We start from the raw sequence: 15,899 nt of genomic DNA, 5'->3' as shown, positions 1-15,899 counted from the left end.
GCGCGATGCCTGGCGGCCCAAGCCTCTTGCTGTCAGCCGTTTTTCCTTTCAAGAGCCAGAGCAGCGGGAGGCTAAAGATCGCCCGCCTCTCTGGCATGCCCTGGCCTTAGGCTGGTCGGTGGGTGTTGCCTTGCGGAACCTCACCAGCATCCAGACTCCGTTGAATCTTCATCCGGACGCTCGCGATGAATTCCTCTTGCTGGGACCCATCCTCTGGAAACTTGCGCAGCCCATAAGCGCCAGCAGCCTGCAAGATGTTGTAGGCCCCGCTCAGCTCAGGGAAGGCGGCCATCGCTTCGTCCTCTTCCCACTGCTCAAAAGCGCAAGCCCGGCTTGGCCGGATAGCATCACGCAGCAGGTCGGGCATGTTCCGATTCTCTGCAAATTGATCAAGCATCAGTGTGACCGATCGCGTGGTGCGATGGTCACGCAAATGGGGAAGAGCGAGGAGGTTCACGCTCAAATCTCTCGCAATGCAGAGAACATTGCGCCCGTGCTTATCAATGTTGAATCGGGTCCAGTCCAACTCGTAGCCGCAGTTTTCTGCCAGGGACCGAGTGAACTCGCGCAGCGTGCGGCTGTTGCCGTCCGGAAAGGGATGGATGTAGTCCAGCTGTGCGTAGAGCTGGCCCATGGCTTGGCTGAATGTCTCAGTATTCAGTGTGCTGAGCGCGCTCAGGTTGATGCCATCAAGCACTTGGTTGAGCTGCCCGATAGTCTTGTCGTCCATCGCTGAGTAGGCCACGATGGACGGCACAGAAATACCCTCCATCACGCGCTCTTTCACCCAGTCCTGGTGCGGTGGAACGGCTTGGCGATACTCGCCGGGCTTCACCGATGGGTAACCCGCCTTGGGCAAGTCCTGGAACATGCGACGGTTGATTTCTTTCAAATGGACCGCATCGAACTTGCCCTGCACCGGATGCAGATAAAGCTCGGTGATCCGCCGAGCGGTGTAAAACCCCTCTATGCGTTGGCGCTCCAGCGTTGCGCTTGCGTCAGCGCTCATGCAGGTCGCTGTATGACGCTTGGGCAAACTGTTCCGTGCTCATCTCGCCATTGATAAAGCGTTCGGCAAAGGCCTGGGCTTCCTCGGACGGAGAAAACCCTTCAAGGCCGGCAGACGCCATGCCGTAGGCAACGGCAGCTTGGCGGCGCCTGCGCTCCACCGCGCTCAGCGCAGGACTCGTGTTCTTGGCGTGCCTCTGCGCCTGCTCAACATAGGCTCGCATGAAATCACGCAGCAAAAGGCTGCCATCGCGGTTGTTGGCACGCGCCCATTGGATGAAGCTGTCCTTGAGCTCGACACCGACACGGAAATTAAAGGTGCCCTGGTCCGCACCGCTTCCTGGCTTCATACGCTGGGCGCCGCCACGCGCAGGCATTGCATTCTTGGGATCGTCGATGGGCGCACATGCCGCCGAGGCCTTGGCCGTCGTCTTGACGGCTACCTTCTTGAGTGGTCTGCCTCGGGCGGTGGTGGTCATGGCGGCTCCAGATTGCGTTGTGAGTGGCTACTATTTTATTGTATATACACTGTAATTACGACCGACAGATAGGGGGACGGCTTGCCTTGGGATAGCGCTGCGCAATAACTCAGGGAGCGAGCAACAGGGTCAACGCAGAGTTGCGGCCCTCCACAAAGAGCGGAAAAAATGCCAGTCAGATTTTGGCTGTCTGGCATCTGTCGCAATACGGGGCTTTGTTCAGGCGCTCAAGCCTGCGGCGGCCGATTCGCCATGCTTTGCAGCAAGTGCTCGGTGCACTGGACCATGCTGGCATGCTGCTGCGCCTCCTGCGATGGGCAGAGCGCCGTCTCGGTATCCGGCCCGCCGGGCACGGAGACCCAGTGCAGGCGCGCGCCCAGGCTGGCTGCGGCCTGCAGCAGGCTGGCGCTGCGGGCGATCACTGCGACCTTGCCCGCTTCCATGTTGAAGCGGTCCAGAATCTGGCGCAGCAGCGCGGCCTGGGCGTCCAGGCAGTCGCAGTGGTCATCGGGTGGATGGGGGCAGAAGAACACCGCATCAACCTTGGCGCCGACGGTGGCCAGCTCCTTGTACATCTGACGGTGGTAGTCGTTGAGCGCGGCGCAGTCGTACAGGCCCCGCCCCAGACCGGGCTGGTTGGCGACCAGCACCACATGCCAGCCAGACAGGTTGAGCCGGGCGATGCTGATGGCCGCATCGGGCATGCTCTGCCAGTCCTGGTGACCGCTCAGCTGGCCCGGCACGGGCTGGCCGACAATACCGTCGCGCTCGAGAATCGCAAGTTTCATCACAGGCTCCCTCAGAAGACAGGCTGCGGCCCTCGGCCTTGGCGGGCGGCAGCCACGCGCGATGGCTGCGCGCCCATCGAGCTTATCAGGCGGCGGCCAGGCGCGACAGATCGGCGATGCGGTTCATGGCCTCATGCAGGGTCGCCAGCAGGCCCAGGCGGTTGGCCTTGAGCGCCGGGTCTTCGGCATTCACCATCACATGCTCAAAGAAGGCATCGACTGGCGTGCGCAACGCAGCCAGGGTCTGCAGGCTGGCGGTGTAATCGCCTTCGGCAAACCGGGCATCGGCCTTGGGCGCAATGGTTTGCAGCGCGGCAAACAGGTCCTTCTCGGCCTGCTCTTGCAGCAGCGCTTCGCCCACATGGGCACGAACCGGGCCATCGGCCTTCTTCAGGATATTGCCCACGCGCTTGTTGGCGGCGGCCAGTGCCGGTGCCTCGGGCAGTGCGGCAAAGGCGCGCACGGCTTCCAGGCGCTTTTGCACGTCGGCCAGGCGCTGGGGGCGGTAGGCCAGCACGGCGTCCACTTCCTGGGCGCCAAAGCCTTGCTCACGCAGGCTGCCGGCCAGGCGGTCATAGATGAAGTCGGACAGCGCGGCGCTGGCATCTTCGATCTTGTCACCAAAGGCGGGCAAGGTGCTGACCAGCAAGGTGTCCAGGTCCAGTGGCAGATCCTTCTCGACCAGCATGCGGATGACGCCCAGCGCATGGCGGCGCAGCGCAAACGGGTCGCGGTCGCCGGTGGGCAGGTTGCCAATGCCGAACATGCCGACCAGGGTTTCGAGCTTGTCGGCCAGCGCGACGATCACGCCGACGTCGCCACGGGGCAGCACATCGCCGGCAAAGCGCGGCTTGTAGTGGTCTTCGATGGCGTCGGCCACTGCCGTGTCGAGCTGGTCGTTGAGCGCGTAGTAGCGGCCCATCGTGCCCTGCAGCTCGGGGAACTCGCCGACCATGTCGGTGATCAGGTCGGTCTTGGCCAGTTGCGCAGCCTGGTCCACCTGCTTGCCCAGCTGGGTGGCACCCAGCTGCTGCGCAATGCTTTTGGCAATGGCGCGCACACGCTGTACGCGCTCACCCTGGGTGCCCAGCTTGTTGTGGTAGACGACCTTGTCCAGCGCTTCCACACGCGAGGCCAGCGTTTTCTTGCGGTCCTGGTCAAAGAAGAACTTGGCATCGGCCAGGCGCGGGCGCACCACGCGCTCGTTGCCGCCGGTCACCGCCGATGCATCGGCCGGGCTGATGTTGCTCACCACCAGAAACTGGTTGGTCAGCGCGCCATCGGCAGCCAGCAGCGGGAAGTACTTCTGGTTGGCCTTCATCGTCAGGATCAGGCACTCTTGCGGCACGTCGAGAAACTCTTTCTCGAAAGCGCAGACCAACACATGCGGACGCTCGACCAGGGCGGTCACTTCGTCCAGCAGCGCTTCATCGTCGATCGGCTTGACGCCGCCGCCCACGCGCTCGGCTGCGGCCTGCAGCTGGCGCACGATCTCGGCCTTGCGCTCGTCAAAGCTGGCAATCACGGCGCCCTGCTCGGCCAGGGTCTTGGCATAGCTGTCGGCATCGCTGATCACCAGCGGATCCACCAGCGCTTCAAAGCGGTGGCCATGCGTGGTGTTGCCGGCCTTGAGGCCCAGCGCTTCGATCGACAGCAGCACTTCGGTGCCGTGCAAGGCCACCAGACCGTGCGCCGGGCGCACAAACTGCACGCTGCTCCAGCCAGGCAATTCACAGTTGCCTTCGAGCTGGTAGGTCATGACCTTGGGAATGGGCAGCTTGGCGATGCTCTCGCTCAGCGCCTTTTGCAGACCTTCGGCCAGGCTGACACCTGCGGCCGTGCTGTCGTAGAACAGCGCTTCGGCCTTGCCGTCCTGGGCACGCTTGAGCTGCGGCACCACGGAGGCATCCGCGCCCAGCGCAGCCAGCTTCTTGAGCAGGGCCGGCGTGGGCTGGCCATCGGCCGACAGGCCCACGGCCACCGGCATGAGCTTTTGCGAGACCTGCTTGTCTGCGGCGCGCGGCAGCACATCGCTGATCAATGCAGCCAGGCGGCGCGGCGAGGCATAGGCCGTCAGCTGCGAGCCGTCACCGGCCAGGCCCTGCGCACGCAATTGCTGCAGCAGCACCTGGGCAAAGGCGTCGCCCAGCTTTTTGAGCGCCTTGGGGGGCAGCTCTTCAACAAACAGTTCAACCAGAAGATTGGGAGAGGAAGTCATCAGGATTTCCGGGTATGGCGCAGCGCGAAGATGGACAGGCCCAGGGTCAGCAGCGGGAACCATACGTTGTAGAGTTCACTGACCAGGACCTGCACACCGCGCTGCGAGAAAAAGCGGTCTGCAGCGATGGGCGAGACGGCAATCGGTCGCCAAGGGCTGAAAAAACGTTCGGAGCTCAACGGCCACAACAAGGCAATGCCGCTGCCGCCGCTGGTCATCATGTCCAGCAAGGGGTGCGACAAGGTGCAGAAAAACACCCAGGCAAAGCCGGCCAGGCGCGGCACCTTCCACCAGCGGGCCAGCCCCAGGCCAAGCAGGCCCATCAGCAGTGCAAACAGGGCCGTGTGGGTGATGCCACGGTGGGCCCAAATGCCACTGCCGGCGCTGCCGAACTGGTAGGGAATGCCGTCGAAATCAGGCGCAATCGCGGCCAGCGCGCCCACCAGCAGCATGCTGGGCGGCACACGGCGGCTGCCCAGCGCCAGCGCTGCGGCAACCGGTACGGCGACATGCGTGAAGATCGTGGGCATGGGCAGCGCGGCAGGGGGTTTAGGCGGCAGCCTTGGGCGGGATCTGCGCCACCCACTCGCGCGGCGCCATCGGGAAGCCCAGGCGCTCGCGGCTGTCGTAGTAGCTCTGCGCCACGGCGCGCGCGAGGTTGCGGATGCGGCCAATGTAGGCGGCCCGCTCGGTCACGCTGATGGCGCCCCGCGCATCGAGCAGGTTGAAGGTGTGGCCGGCCTTGAGCACCTGCTCATAGGCGGGCAGCGCCAGTTGCTGCTCCATCAGCAGCTTGGCCTGCTTTTCATGGGCGCCAAAGGCCTGGAACAGGAACTCCGCATCGGAATGCTCGAAGTTGTAGGTGGACTGCTCCACCTCGTTCTGGTGGTAGACATCGCCATAGGTCAGGCCGTCGGTCCACTGCAGGTTGTAGACGTTGTCCACGCCTTGCAGGTACATGGCCAGGCGCTCCAGACCGTAGGTGATCTCGCCGGTCGCGGGCTTGCAATCGATACCGCCCACTTGCTGGAAATAGGTGAACTGCGTCACTTCCATGCCGTTGAGCCAGACTTCCCAGCCCAGACCCCAGGCACCCAGGGTCGGGTTTTCCCAGTCGTCTTCGACAAAGCGGATGTCGTTCTTCTTCAGGTCAAAGCCCAGCGCTTCGAGCGAGCCCAGGTACAGGTCGAGGATGTTGGCCGGCGCGGGCTTGAGCACCACCTGGAACTGGTAGTAGTGCTGCAGGCGGTTGGGGTTCTCGCCGTAGCGGCCATCCTTGGGACGGCGGCTGGGCTGCACATAGGCGGCTTTCCAGGGCTCGGGGCCGATGGCGCGCAGGAAGGTGGCGGTGTGCGAGGTACCTGCACCCACCTCCATGTCATAAGGTTGCAATAGCGCGCAGCCCTGGTCGGCCCAGTACTGCTGCAGCTTCAAAATGATTTGTTGGAAATTCAACATGGAGAGTCTGGTGGTGGACGCAGCCTGCTGCTGGCGGCCCGCGAAGTGGGCGCGCAGCGGCAAGATCGGACTGCATGCATGCCTTGCTGCCTGTCTGCACCAGCAAAGCGGTCAAAAACATTTGATTTTAGTGCTTTCAGCCGCGCTCTGGGCGGCGATAGCCGAGCGCACCAGGGGCCAGCAACGCCGGGCGCCGCAGGCTGCCCACGTTGGCGGGTGCTGGCGCCGCGCCTGCGCTGCATCAGCGATCTCATTTTGATAGCAGCCCAGGCACTGTTGCGCCCGCAAAAGAAAAGCGCCCGAAGGCGCTTGGTCAGAGGGGTTGTGGAGGGGAGCCGGTCAGGCTGCATCCCAGCGCTTGAGCACCAGGCAGGCATTGGTGCCACCAAAGCCGAAGCTGTTGGACAGCACCTGCTTCAACTCCGCCACGCGCGCCTTCGTGACCAGCGGCATATCACCGACGGCGGGGTCGGGATGGTCCACATTGGCCGAGCCGGCGATGAAGCCCTTCATCAGCATGATGAGGCTGTAGATCGCTTCCTGCACGCCGGTGGCGCCCTGCGAGTGGCCGGTCAGCGACTTGGTCGACGAGAACGGCGGAATACGGTCGCCAAACACCTTGCGGATCGCGTGCAGCTCGGGCACATCACCCACCGGGGTGGAGGTGCCATGGGTGTTGATGTAGTCGATCGGGGCGTCCAGGCCTTCGATGGCCTGGGCCATCGCGGCGACCGCACCTTCGCCCGAAGGCGCCACCATGTCTTCACCGTCCGACGAGATGCCGAAACCGACGATCTCACCGAGGATGGTGGCGCCACGGGCCTGGGCATGCTCCAGGCTCTCGAGTACCAGCGCACCGCCGCCGCCGGCAATGACAAAACCATCGCGGTCGGTGTCATAGGGGCGGGAGGCCTTGGTCGGGTCGTCGTTGAATTTGCTGGACATCGCGCCCATGCCATCGAACAGGATGGCCAGGCCCCAGGACAGCTCTTCGCCACCGCCGGCAAACATCACATCCTGCATGCCCCAGGAAATCTGCTGGGCGGCTGCGCCCACGCAGTGCGCCGAGGTCGAGCAGGCCGAGGTGATCGAGTAGTTGATGCCCTTGATCTTGAAATTGGTCGCCAGGTTGGCCGACACGGTCGAGCCCATGCAGCGCGTGACCTGGTAGGGGCCGACGCGGCGAATGCCTTTTTCACGCAGGGTATCGGCCGCCTCGATCTGGTTGGCCGGCGAGCCGCCGCCCGAGCCCATGATCAATCCGGTACGCGGGTGGCTGATTTGTTCGGGTGACAGGCCTGCCTGGGCAATCGCTTGCTGCAGCGAGATCTGCGCGTAGGCGGCAGCATCTCCCATGAAGCGCAGCTGCTTGCGATCAATGAAGTCTTCAACATTGATGCGCGGAATGCCCGCGACCTGGCTGCGCAGGCCCATTTCCTTGAACACCGGCATGTGATCGATGCCGGAGCGGCCTTCGCGCAGCGAAGTCTCCACGGCCTCCAGCCCCACACCGATACAGGAGACGATGCCGGCCCCTGTAATAACCACCCGACGCTTCATGCTGCGTTTTCCTTGCCGTCGCCCTCGCGCAGGAACAACCCCACACGCAGGTCATTGGCGACATAGATTTCCTTGCCGTCGGCGAGCAGTCGTGCGTCGCCAATGGCCATGTTCAGTTTGCGCTTGATCACGCGCTTGATGTCGATTTCGTAGGTTACCAGCTTCACGTCGGGGCCGACTTCGCCGGTGAACTTGACCTCACCGGCACCCAGGGCGCGGCCACGGCCTGGCAGGCGCAGCCAGGTCAGGTAAAAGCCGATCAATTGCCACATGGCGTCAAGACCCAGGCAGCCCGGCATCACCGGGTCGCCCTGGAAGTGGCACTTGAAGAACCACAGGTCGGGATTGACGTCGAGCTCGGCCACAATTTTTCCCAGCCCGTGCGCGCCGCCGTTTTCGCTGATTTCCGTGATGCGGTCGAACATCAGCATCGGCGGCAGTGGCAAACGGCCACTTTCAGGGGTAAACAACTTGCCCTCACCGGAGGCGATCAGTTGTTCATAGGAAAAAGATTCAGCCATTGTCAGTCCAACTTCTGGTGGCGGTCACTCCGCCGCATTTCTCTGATGGTGCCCAGGCACCATTACCTGCAGGTACGCATTATCCCGCTTCTGGGCCCGAACGTGCGAGACAAAGCCGTGGAGTGCGCTGTGCTTTGTCCACCAAACCCCGGCTATCTGCGTTTTTTAACAGCAGTTACATTTGCAACGGACACCGCTTGGGGTAGTGCCGGGGCGGCAAGCCTCCTGGAGAGGTGCCGCCATCTGCTGGTAACGTGCTTTCTTAAGACGGCATCTGCATTTGCACGGTGCCGCGTGCTTTACCGGCGCCGCCGGCCCAGCCAGGCCGCCAACACCACCAGCACACCCAGGCCCCACAGCGGCCATAACCCCCACCGGCCCGCCCACTGGGCAAACCAGGTAGGGCCCGCATCGACGCCCTGCACCTGCGCCTGCAGCACCGCCCGGCTTTGGTGCGGCAGGATCTGCTGGACCACGCCAGCCCGGTCGATCACGGCGGTGGCGCCTGTGTTGGTGGCACGCAGCATGGGCCGCGCCAACTCCAGGGTCCGCATGCGGCTGATTTGCAAATGCTGGTCGATCGCGATCGAATCACCAAACCAGGCGATATTGCTGGCATTGACCATGATCGTCGGCGATTGTGCGTTGTCGACAAAGCGGCTGGCCAGCTCTTCGCCAAACAGATCCTCATAGCAGATATTGGGCGCCCAGCGCTCGCCTGCCCAGGGCAGCGAGGGCTGGTTCATGCCGCCGCGGTTGAAATCGCCCAGCGGAATCTGCATCAAATCGGTGAACCAGCGGAACATCGGCGGGATGAACTCGCCAAACGGCACCAGGTGGTGCTTGTCATAGCGGTAGGCCTCGGGCTGGCCGGGCACGAGGCCGACCATCGAGTTGGTATAGCCCTGCTCAAAATCGCCCAGCGGCACACCGATCAGCGCGGCCTGCTGGCCGCTGGCAAAGCGCTGCTGCAGCTCTTGCCAGTAGCCATGCGGGGTTTGCTGCAGCAGCACCGGGATGGCGGTCTCGGGCGCAATCACCATGTCCGCCTGGCTTTGCTGCAGCTGCTGGGCATACCAGGCCAGCGCCATCGGAATGCCCGAGCTGGCCTGGAACTTCTCGCCCTGCGAGATATTGCCTTGCAGCAAGGCCACCGATACCGGCTTGTTGGGCGCCGCCGCCACCGGCGCCTGGGGCAGGCGCTGGGCCAGCCAGAGTACCCCGGCCACTGCCAGCAGCGCAACGTAGCCCGGCCAACGGGCGATATGCGCGCCGCGCAGACCGGCCAGCCACATCGCAGCGGCCGATGCGACCGCGCCAATGCCATAGACCCCCATCCAGGGCGCCAGACTGACCAGCGGTCCCTCGACATGGGCATAGCCGCCCGCGCCCCAGGGAAATCCGGTCCACCACTGGCCGCGCGCCAACTCGGCCAGCAACCACAGCGCTGCAAACAGCAGCACCGCACCCGCCAGCCGCTCGCCCCGCCAAGCGACGAACAAGCCACAGGCCACCGCGTAGTAGAGCCCCAGAAAAGCGGCCAGGCCCAGCACCGCCAGAACCGCCAGCGGTGCCGGCAGTCCGCCGTAGGTGTGCATGGAGATGAACAGCCACCAGAAGGTGGCGCAGAGCCAGGCGCAGGCAAAGGCCCAGCCGATCAACACCCCATGCCAGGGCCGCTGCACACGCAGCAGCGCGGCAGGCAGCACCGCCAGCGACAGCCACTGCAGCCACCACAGCGGCTGGCCATGGTGGCCCGGAAAACCACCGGTATGCCAGGGCCAAGCCAACGACCAGGCTTGCAGGACCCCGGCCATCAAGGCCAGGCAGGCCCACCACCACGGAAAGCGGCGCGGTGACTCAAACAGGGAATAGGAAGAATAGGAAGCGGGCACAGGTCGATCAGGGTTGGCAGGGAACACCACCGCGCGCTCTACGGGCACGGCCGCTGGGCGCACTATACGCGATCCCCCTGCGTAGTGCCTGCCGCAGCGGGCCCCGCGCAGGCGGCAGCCACCCCACGCGGCAACACCTGATAGAAAGAGGCAAATGCGGCGAATTAGCGACAAAAGAGAATGCATTTGAGAATAATTATCGATTGCAATATAAAATTACAAACTGCTTATCCTCCTCCCGTTCCCCTTCCCCTCCCGAACACCATGCAATACGCACGCTACACCCCGGTGGTCCACGCCGTTCTGCTGGCCATCGGCGCTATCGGCTTTGCCGCCCCTGCGCTGGCACAAACCGCAGACACCCCAGAAACGGCGCCAGCCTCTGCCCAGGCCAGCGCCCCCAGTACCACGCTGGAGACCGTGACCGTGATCGGCTCGGTCAACGATCTGCAAAGCCTGGACTTCTATGCGCCCAACTCCAGTGCCGTGCTGCAAAAGGACCAGATCGACGCGCTGGGTGCCCGCAAGCTGGACCAGGCGCTGCAGTACCAGGCCGGCGTGGTCAGCGAGCCCTTTGGCGCGGACAACAAGGTCGAGTGGTTCAAGATCCGTGGCTTTGACGCCTCGGTGTCGCTGGATGGCACGCCCACGTCGCCCAATGGCTACTTTGTCTGGAAGCCCGAAATCTTTGGCGTCGAAACGGTCGAAGTGGTCAAGGGCGCCAACTCGCTGGTCTTTGGCGCCTCGGAGTCCGGCGGCGTCGTCAACCTGGTGACCAAGCGCCCCAAGAAGGAGCGCGCGCTGCAGCTGAACACCGAAGTCGGCAACCAAAAGCGTCTGGGCGCCGGCATCGACTACAACGACATCGCCAATGCCGATGGCACCGTGTATTACCGCCTGGTAGCGCAGGCACGCCGCGAAGACGGCCAGCAGCGCGAAACCAACATGAAGAGCTACTACCTGGCGCCCAGCGTCACGATGGAGTTCACGCCCCAAACCTCGCTGACCCTGCTGGGCAGCGTGCAGCGCGAAGATGGCCGCCCCACCAACGGCTTCCTGCCCGCCTACGGCACCATCACCGATACGCCTTATGGCCGCATCGACCGCCGCTTGAACGCGGGCGAGCCCGGTGTGGACCACCTCAAGCGCACCCAGTCCAGCCTGGGCTGGCTGCTGAGCCACCAGATCAACAGCGACTGGAAGTTCACGCAGAACTACAAGTACACCCACCTCGATCTGGACCAGGTCAACACCTTTGCCTATGGCTCGGACGGCGACCGTACGCTGTCGCGCGGCTACACCTACACCGACGGCACCTCCAAGAGCCATTACCTGGACAACCGCATCACTGGCAAGCTCAAGCTGTCCGACAGCATCCAGCTGCTGCCTACCTTCGGTATCGACTACCTCAAGTCCGATACCGATGGCCTGAACAACGGCTTCGGCTTCGTGCCGGGGCTGGACATGTTCAACCCCGTCTACGGCGCGCCTTTCGACATCACCGGCACGCCTTATGGCCTGCACTCCAAGCAGTGGGGCGCCTATGCCTCCACCCAGTTGCGCGTCGGCAGCCACTGGAACTTCAACCTCGGCTTCCGCCATGACAAAGCCAAGAACACCGGCTCGGTCAGCGGCTCGGATGCGGCCTACGACGTCAGCAAGAACAGCGTCAACCTGGGCGCGATGTACATCACCGACTTCGGTGTCTCGCCCTACATCAGCTATTCGGAATCCTTCAAGCCCATCGCCGGTGTGGACAGCCAAGGCGTGACCTATAAGCCTTACGAAGGCAAGCAAAGCGAAATCGGTCTGAAGATGGAGCCCACCTGGCTCAATGGCACCCTGACCCTCGCCTACTTTGACATCAAGGAAAAGAACGCGCTGATCTCGGACGCCTCCAACATCCAGACGCAATCGGGCAAGCGCACCAACAAGGGCATCGAGCTGCAAGGCGACTTCAAGCTGGGTGCGGCGACTGCGGTCAAGGCGGCCTACACGCACAACAACTCCAAGCAGGACATCTCGACCACGCAGACCGTGCGCACACCGCTGATTCCGGACAACCAGGTCAGCCTGTGGCTGAGCCACAGCCTGAGCCTGGCCAACAGCCAGAAGCTGACGGTGGCGGCCGGTGCCCGCTACAACGGCCAGACCGAAGACCAGCGCTACAGCCCTGGCAAGCGCATCTCCGGCTACACCTTGCTGGACCTGATGGTGCGCTACGACCTGAGCCGCGAATGGGCGCTGCAACTCAATGCCCGCAACCTGACCGACAAGACCTATGTCAGCGGCTGTGACTTCTACTGCTACTACGGCGGTGGCCGCACCGTCGATGTGCAGCTGCAGTACCAGTGGAAGTAAACCACTAAGATGGAATGCATCGTGCCAGTGCTGCGGGCAGCGCCCGTGGCACTGGATGTGGCTTCTTCTCTGCCTCCCTCTCCATGACGACTTCTTCCGGCAGTGCCGCCCCCTCTGCCGCCGGCACCGGACCCGCGCAGTGGTCCGTTCGCGCTTTGCTGACGGTCGTTTTTCTGGGCCTTACCGCCGGGGTGCAGATGAGCGACTATGGCCTGCAGGCCATCTCGCTGTCGGCCATCCAGAAAAGCTTTGCGATCAGCGATGCCGCCATTGGCGCCTTGCAGGGCCTCGCCGGTGTGCTGGTGGGCAGTGCGCTGGCGATTCCGCTGGCGCGGTTTGCCGACCGTTTCTCGCGCAGGCGCGTGCTGCTCTGCCTGATTGCCGCCTCCACTGCGATGATGGTGCTCAGCGCGCTGGCGCCCAACTTCCCCCTTTTCTTTCTCGGCCGCTCGGCCGCCGGTATCACCGAGTTTGCGATGGTGCCGCTGGTCTACTCGATGATCCCCGACCTGGCACCGCAGCGCCACCGCGTGCTGGCCAACCTGGGCTTTGCGGCCCTGGTCTCCAGCGGCGCCAGCGCAGGCTTTTATTTTGCCGGTGGCATCCAGAGTGCGGCCGTCGCACTCATTCCAGGCGACCTGGACGCCTGGCGCAAGGCCTTCCTGCTGCTGTCGGCGGCCGGCCTGCCCTTGCTGCTGGCAGGCCTGTTCACCGCCGATCCGCCGCGCTACATCGCCAGCAGTGATGGGGCCAGCGGTGCCTCGCTGCGCCAGTTCCTGCGTGCGCGCTGGCAGCCCATCGGCCTCTTTGTCGGTATTGCCGGCAGCCTGATGATTGCCGTGCAAGGCCTCAACCAGCTGATCGCCCTGGCGCTGGAGCGGCGCTTTGCGGCCACGCCCGCCCATATTGGCGAGGTGATGGGCCCGATCCTGCTGGTCAGCACCCTGGGCTGCCTGCCGGTGGTGGCCGGGCTGGACCGCTGGCTCGCCCGGAACCTGGGCCAGGCGGTGCGCCCGCTCATCATGGGGATCTGCGCGCTGCTGGCCATCCCGGCCATCCTGATGCTGTTCTCCACCGCATCGCTGCCGCAGGCCTTTGTCGTGGTGGGGCTCTTCCTCTTCATCACCTGCACCGCCAATGCGCTGGTGCCGACGATGCTGCAGGACCTCACCCCCGCCGCATTGCGCGCCCGCATCTTTGCGCTGTGGAGCTTTGTGGTCTCGGTGTTCAGCGCGCTGGGCCCCTTGCTGGCGGGCTTTATCTCCACCTGGGTGGTGCAGGGGCATTTGCTCAGTGCCATCTCGGTCACGGCAGTGCCGGCACTGCTGGTGTCCGCCTGGTGCGCCTGGGCGCTGTTTCAGCGCAACCGCCCCCGGGCGGGCCACCCGGTCTAAACGGCTGGCGGCTTGCCGGCCAATGCGCAGTGCTGGGCAAAAGCCCAGAGGCGCGCCGCCTGGCCCAGCACACTCTCTTGCTGGTCGCTTTCCTGGTGGCCGCTGTCCGGGTTCAGCAGCAGCAAGGCCGGTGCCGTGCTGGTGGAGCGGCGGCGTACATTGGCGATCAGCTTGGCCGGCTCCCAGTAAGGCACCCGGTCATCCTTCAAGCCCGCCGTGCACAGCAGCGGTGGATACGCCGCCTCGCGCACGTTCTCGTAGGGTGACAGCGCGGCGATGTAGTCATAGGCGGCAGGATCGGACAGCGGATCGCCCCAATCCGGCCGCAGCAGCGGTACCAGCGGGTGGCCGGCATCGCTCATGGTATTGAGCATGTCGACAAAAGGCACCTGTGCAATCACGCCAGCCCATTGCCCGGGCCGCATGTTCATCGCGCCGCAGACCAGCAGGCCGCCGGCCGATATGCCGTGCGCCACCGTCTGCTGCGGCGTGCTGTAGCCCAGCCGCTGCAGATGCTGCGCGCAGGCGATGAAGTCGGTCAACGAGTTGCGCTTGTGCTCCCGGCAGCCGCCCTGGTACCAGCCATGGCCTTTCTCGGAGCCGCCCCGCACATGGGCAATCGCATAGCGGTAGCCGGCATCGGCCCAGGCCAGCGCCGGCAGCGAGAACGAGGCCTCATGCGCAATGCCATAGGCGCCATAGCCCGTCAGCAGCAGCGGCTGGGGCTGGCTGGCATCGATGTCCTTGCGCGAGAGCACCGTCAGCGGCACCCACTGGCCATCATCGGCACGGGCCTGCAGCCGCTCGATGCGGTAGTTCGCCGGATCCACCCCGCTCCAGGTCTCGCGCCCCACGTCGGTGATCTGGCCGTCGGCCAGGCGGATGTCCAGCCAGCGCGGCGGCTGGGCCGGCGTCTGGTGCTTGATGCGCACATGGCTGGCGTCCCAGTGCTGGCCGGGCAAAAGTTCGAGGCTGTAGGCGGGCTCGTCAAACCCGATGGTGGTCTCCGTCCCGTCACGCTGCAGCAGCACCAGCTGGGGCAGGCCATCGACGCGCTGCAGCCGCACCAGGGTGCTGGCAAAGGGCTGCATCATGGTGATGGGCACGCCCAGCCGGTGCGGGGCCAAGGTGTGCTGCGGCTGCAGCTGCGCCGGGTCCAGCCGCAGAATCTGGCGGTCGGCAGCGCCCCCGGCATTGGTCAGCGCGACCAAGCTGCCATCCCATTCATTGACCTCGTAGCGGATGCCGCGCTCGCGCGGGCGCAGCACGCGGGGCGCGGCATGCTCCTGGCCGGCAGCAATCAGGCGCACCTCGCTGGTGTCCGGCCCGAACAGGCTCAGCACCACAAAACCGTTGGCCGCTGTGCGCGCCACGCGCATGAAGAGCGCCGGGTCTGATTCCTCATGCACCAGCACCGGCTGCCCGCCCTGCAGCGCACTGCGGTACAGGCGCGAGGGCCGGCTTTGCGCATCGCGCCAGATCCAGAACAGGTCCTGCGACGACGGCGAAAAAGTCAGCCCGCCATAGCCAAAGGCGTCGCCCTCAACCGGCACCTGGGTCTGGCCCGTGTGGGTGTCAAGCACACAGATGCGGTGGCGGTCATTGCCGATCAGGTCTTCGGCCCAGGCGTAGTAGCGGTCATCGGGGCTGGCCTGGTGGTCGGTGGCGCGGTAATACACCTGGCCTTGCGATTGCACGGCCTCGTCGACCAGGGTCTGCACCCGGCCATCCGAATGGCTGCGTACAAAAACCCGCTGGCCGCCCGCCCCTGGCCGGCTGCTGTAAGCCCAGCCTTGCAGCGCGGCAGGCGGCACCAGCTCCGTGCTGCAGACATGGGCCGCCATCGCGTCGTAAAAGCCCTGGGCCGATGCGGCCAGCGGCGCCAGCATCTGCTGCGCATACTGGCGCTCGGCCTGCAGCAGGCTGCCCAAAGGCTCGGGCAGCTGGTCCATGCTGCGCGTGCCGGTCTCGGGGATGTACTTCAGCCAGGCAAAGTCATCATTGCGGCGGCGGCCCAGCTGTTCAATCCAGTGGTCCTGAGGCGCCGCATGCGGGGCGGCCAGGGCCGGCCAAACCGGCTGGGCTGCCGTGGCGGCATGGTCAGCGGCAGGCGCCAGGTTGGGGGCTTGTGGAGAAATGGGCATGGAGCAGCATTTTAGGGAGGCTGTGCTACAGCCCAGTCCCTAAGGCCAAACACCGGGCAGGCCCAGCGAACGC

Annotated in this window: 12 protein-coding genes; 2 read left to right on the top strand and 10 right to left on the bottom strand. The window is 64.6% G+C overall.

The window, feature by feature from the left end:
- Positions 1 to 106: 106 nt before the first annotated feature.
- The 9 genes from AB7A72_RS08750 to lnt all read right to left on the bottom strand — a co-directional run bounded on the left by AB7A72_RS08750 (position 107) and on the right by lnt (position 9,927).
- Positions 107 to 1,009, bottom strand: coding sequence for a Fic family protein (locus tag AB7A72_RS08750; protein ID WP_369459657.1), 903 nt, complete (start codon positions 1,007 to 1,009; stop codon positions 107 to 109).
- On the bottom strand, positions 999 to 1,487 hold the full coding sequence (locus AB7A72_RS08745) for an antitoxin VbhA family protein (protein ID WP_369459656.1): 489 nt from the start codon (positions 1,485 to 1,487) through the stop codon (positions 999 to 1,001). The genes AB7A72_RS08750 and AB7A72_RS08745 overlap by 11 nt, the downstream gene beginning before the upstream one ends.
- A 227-nt stretch (positions 1,488 to 1,714) precedes the next feature.
- Positions 1,715 to 2,275, bottom strand: coding sequence for a histidinol phosphate phosphatase (locus tag AB7A72_RS08740; protein ID WP_312411192.1), 561 nt, complete (start codon positions 2,273 to 2,275; stop codon positions 1,715 to 1,717).
- An 85-nt stretch (positions 2,276 to 2,360) separates the two neighbouring features.
- Positions 2,361 to 4,493 (bottom strand): glycine--tRNA ligase subunit beta, encoded by a 2,133-nt coding sequence (glyS, locus tag AB7A72_RS08735; protein WP_369459655.1) that lies wholly within the window; start codon positions 4,491 to 4,493, stop codon positions 2,361 to 2,363.
- A complete protein-coding gene (locus AB7A72_RS08730; RefSeq protein ID WP_239809574.1) occupies positions 4,493 to 5,023 on the bottom strand; it encodes a metal-dependent hydrolase in 531 nt (176 codons plus the stop codon). Before AB7A72_RS08730 ends, glyS begins: the two co-directional genes overlap by 1 nt.
- Before the next feature lie 19 nt (positions 5,024 to 5,042).
- Positions 5,043 to 5,951, bottom strand: coding sequence for a glycine--tRNA ligase subunit alpha (glyQ, locus tag AB7A72_RS08725; RefSeq protein ID WP_116926715.1), 909 nt, complete (start codon positions 5,949 to 5,951; stop codon positions 5,043 to 5,045).
- 339 nt (positions 5,952 to 6,290) lie between these two features.
- Positions 6,291 to 7,511 carry a beta-ketoacyl-ACP synthase I gene (gene fabB, locus AB7A72_RS08720; protein WP_239809575.1) on the bottom strand — a complete coding sequence of 407 codons (1,221 nt, stop codon included), beginning with the start codon at positions 7,509 to 7,511 and terminating at the stop codon, positions 6,291 to 6,293.
- Positions 7,508 to 8,032, bottom strand: a complete 525-nt coding sequence (gene fabA, locus AB7A72_RS08715; protein ID WP_133855041.1) for a bifunctional 3-hydroxydecanoyl-ACP dehydratase/trans-2-decenoyl-ACP isomerase — start codon at positions 8,030 to 8,032, stop codon at positions 7,508 to 7,510. The genes fabB and fabA overlap by 4 nt, the downstream gene beginning before the upstream one ends.
- 299 nt (positions 8,033 to 8,331) lie before the next feature.
- Positions 8,332 to 9,927 (bottom strand): apolipoprotein N-acyltransferase, encoded by a 1,596-nt coding sequence (gene lnt, locus AB7A72_RS08710; protein WP_407064961.1) that lies wholly within the window; start codon positions 9,925 to 9,927, stop codon positions 8,332 to 8,334.
- A 264-nt stretch (positions 9,928 to 10,191) separates the two neighbouring features.
- On the opposite strand from lnt, the gene AB7A72_RS08705 reads away from it, so the two are divergent.
- Together AB7A72_RS08705 and AB7A72_RS08700 are read left to right on the top strand one after the other, a co-directional pair.
- Complete coding sequence (locus tag AB7A72_RS08705) at positions 10,192 to 12,288, top strand: TonB-dependent siderophore receptor (protein WP_312530331.1); 2,097 nt, start codon at positions 10,192 to 10,194, stop codon at positions 12,286 to 12,288.
- An 83-nt stretch (positions 12,289 to 12,371) separates the two neighbouring features.
- The gene (locus AB7A72_RS08700) at positions 12,372 to 13,682 is read left to right on the top strand and encodes an MFS transporter (RefSeq protein WP_369459654.1); all 1,311 of its coding nucleotides are present in this window, start codon (positions 12,372 to 12,374) and stop codon (positions 13,680 to 13,682) included.
- Here AB7A72_RS08700 and AB7A72_RS08695 read toward each other — a convergent pair.
- Complete coding sequence (locus tag AB7A72_RS08695) at positions 13,679 to 15,826, bottom strand: prolyl oligopeptidase family serine peptidase (RefSeq protein WP_369459653.1); 2,148 nt, start codon at positions 15,824 to 15,826, stop codon at positions 13,679 to 13,681. The genes AB7A72_RS08700 and AB7A72_RS08695 overlap by 4 nt on opposite strands.
- Between the last annotated feature and the right edge of the window lie 73 nt (positions 15,827 to 15,899).

This window comes from Comamonas sediminis (assembly GCF_041107495.1).
Classification (GTDB): Bacteria; Pseudomonadota; Gammaproteobacteria; order Burkholderiales; family Burkholderiaceae_C; genus Comamonas; species Comamonas sediminis.
The sequence above is the reverse complement of the archived record's forward strand: the minus strand, read 5'-3'. Positions and strand labels throughout refer to the sequence as shown.

Coding starts and splice junctions, on each gene's coding strand:
- AB7A72_RS08750 (WP_369459657.1), bottom strand. CDS start 1,009: ATGAGCGCTGACGCAAGCGCAACGCTGGAGCGCCAACGCATAGAGGGG.
- AB7A72_RS08745 (WP_369459656.1), bottom strand. CDS start 1,487: ATGACCACCACCGCCCGAGGCAGACCACTCAAGAAGGTAGCCGTCAAG.
- AB7A72_RS08740 (WP_312411192.1), bottom strand. CDS start 2,275: ATGAAACTTGCGATTCTCGAGCGCGACGGTATTGTCGGCCAGCCCGTG.
- glyS (WP_369459655.1), bottom strand. CDS start 4,493: ATGACTTCCTCTCCCAATCTTCTGGTTGAACTGTTTGTTGAAGAGCTG.
- AB7A72_RS08730 (WP_239809574.1), bottom strand. CDS start 5,023: ATGCCCACGATCTTCACGCATGTCGCCGTACCGGTTGCCGCAGCGCTG.
- glyQ (WP_116926715.1), bottom strand. CDS start 5,951: ATGTTGAATTTCCAACAAATCATTTTGAAGCTGCAGCAGTACTGGGCC.
- fabB (WP_239809575.1), bottom strand. CDS start 7,511: ATGAAGCGTCGGGTGGTTATTACAGGGGCCGGCATCGTCTCCTGTATC.
- fabA (WP_133855041.1), bottom strand. CDS start 8,032: ATGGCTGAATCTTTTTCCTATGAACAACTGATCGCCTCCGGTGAGGGC.
- AB7A72_RS08705 (WP_312530331.1), top strand. CDS start 10,192: ATGCAATACGCACGCTACACCCCGGTGGTCCACGCCGTTCTGCTGGCC.
- AB7A72_RS08700 (WP_369459654.1), top strand. CDS start 12,372: ATGACGACTTCTTCCGGCAGTGCCGCCCCCTCTGCCGCCGGCACCGGA.
- AB7A72_RS08695 (WP_369459653.1), bottom strand. CDS start 15,826: ATGCCCATTTCTCCACAAGCCCCCAACCTGGCGCCTGCCGCTGACCAT.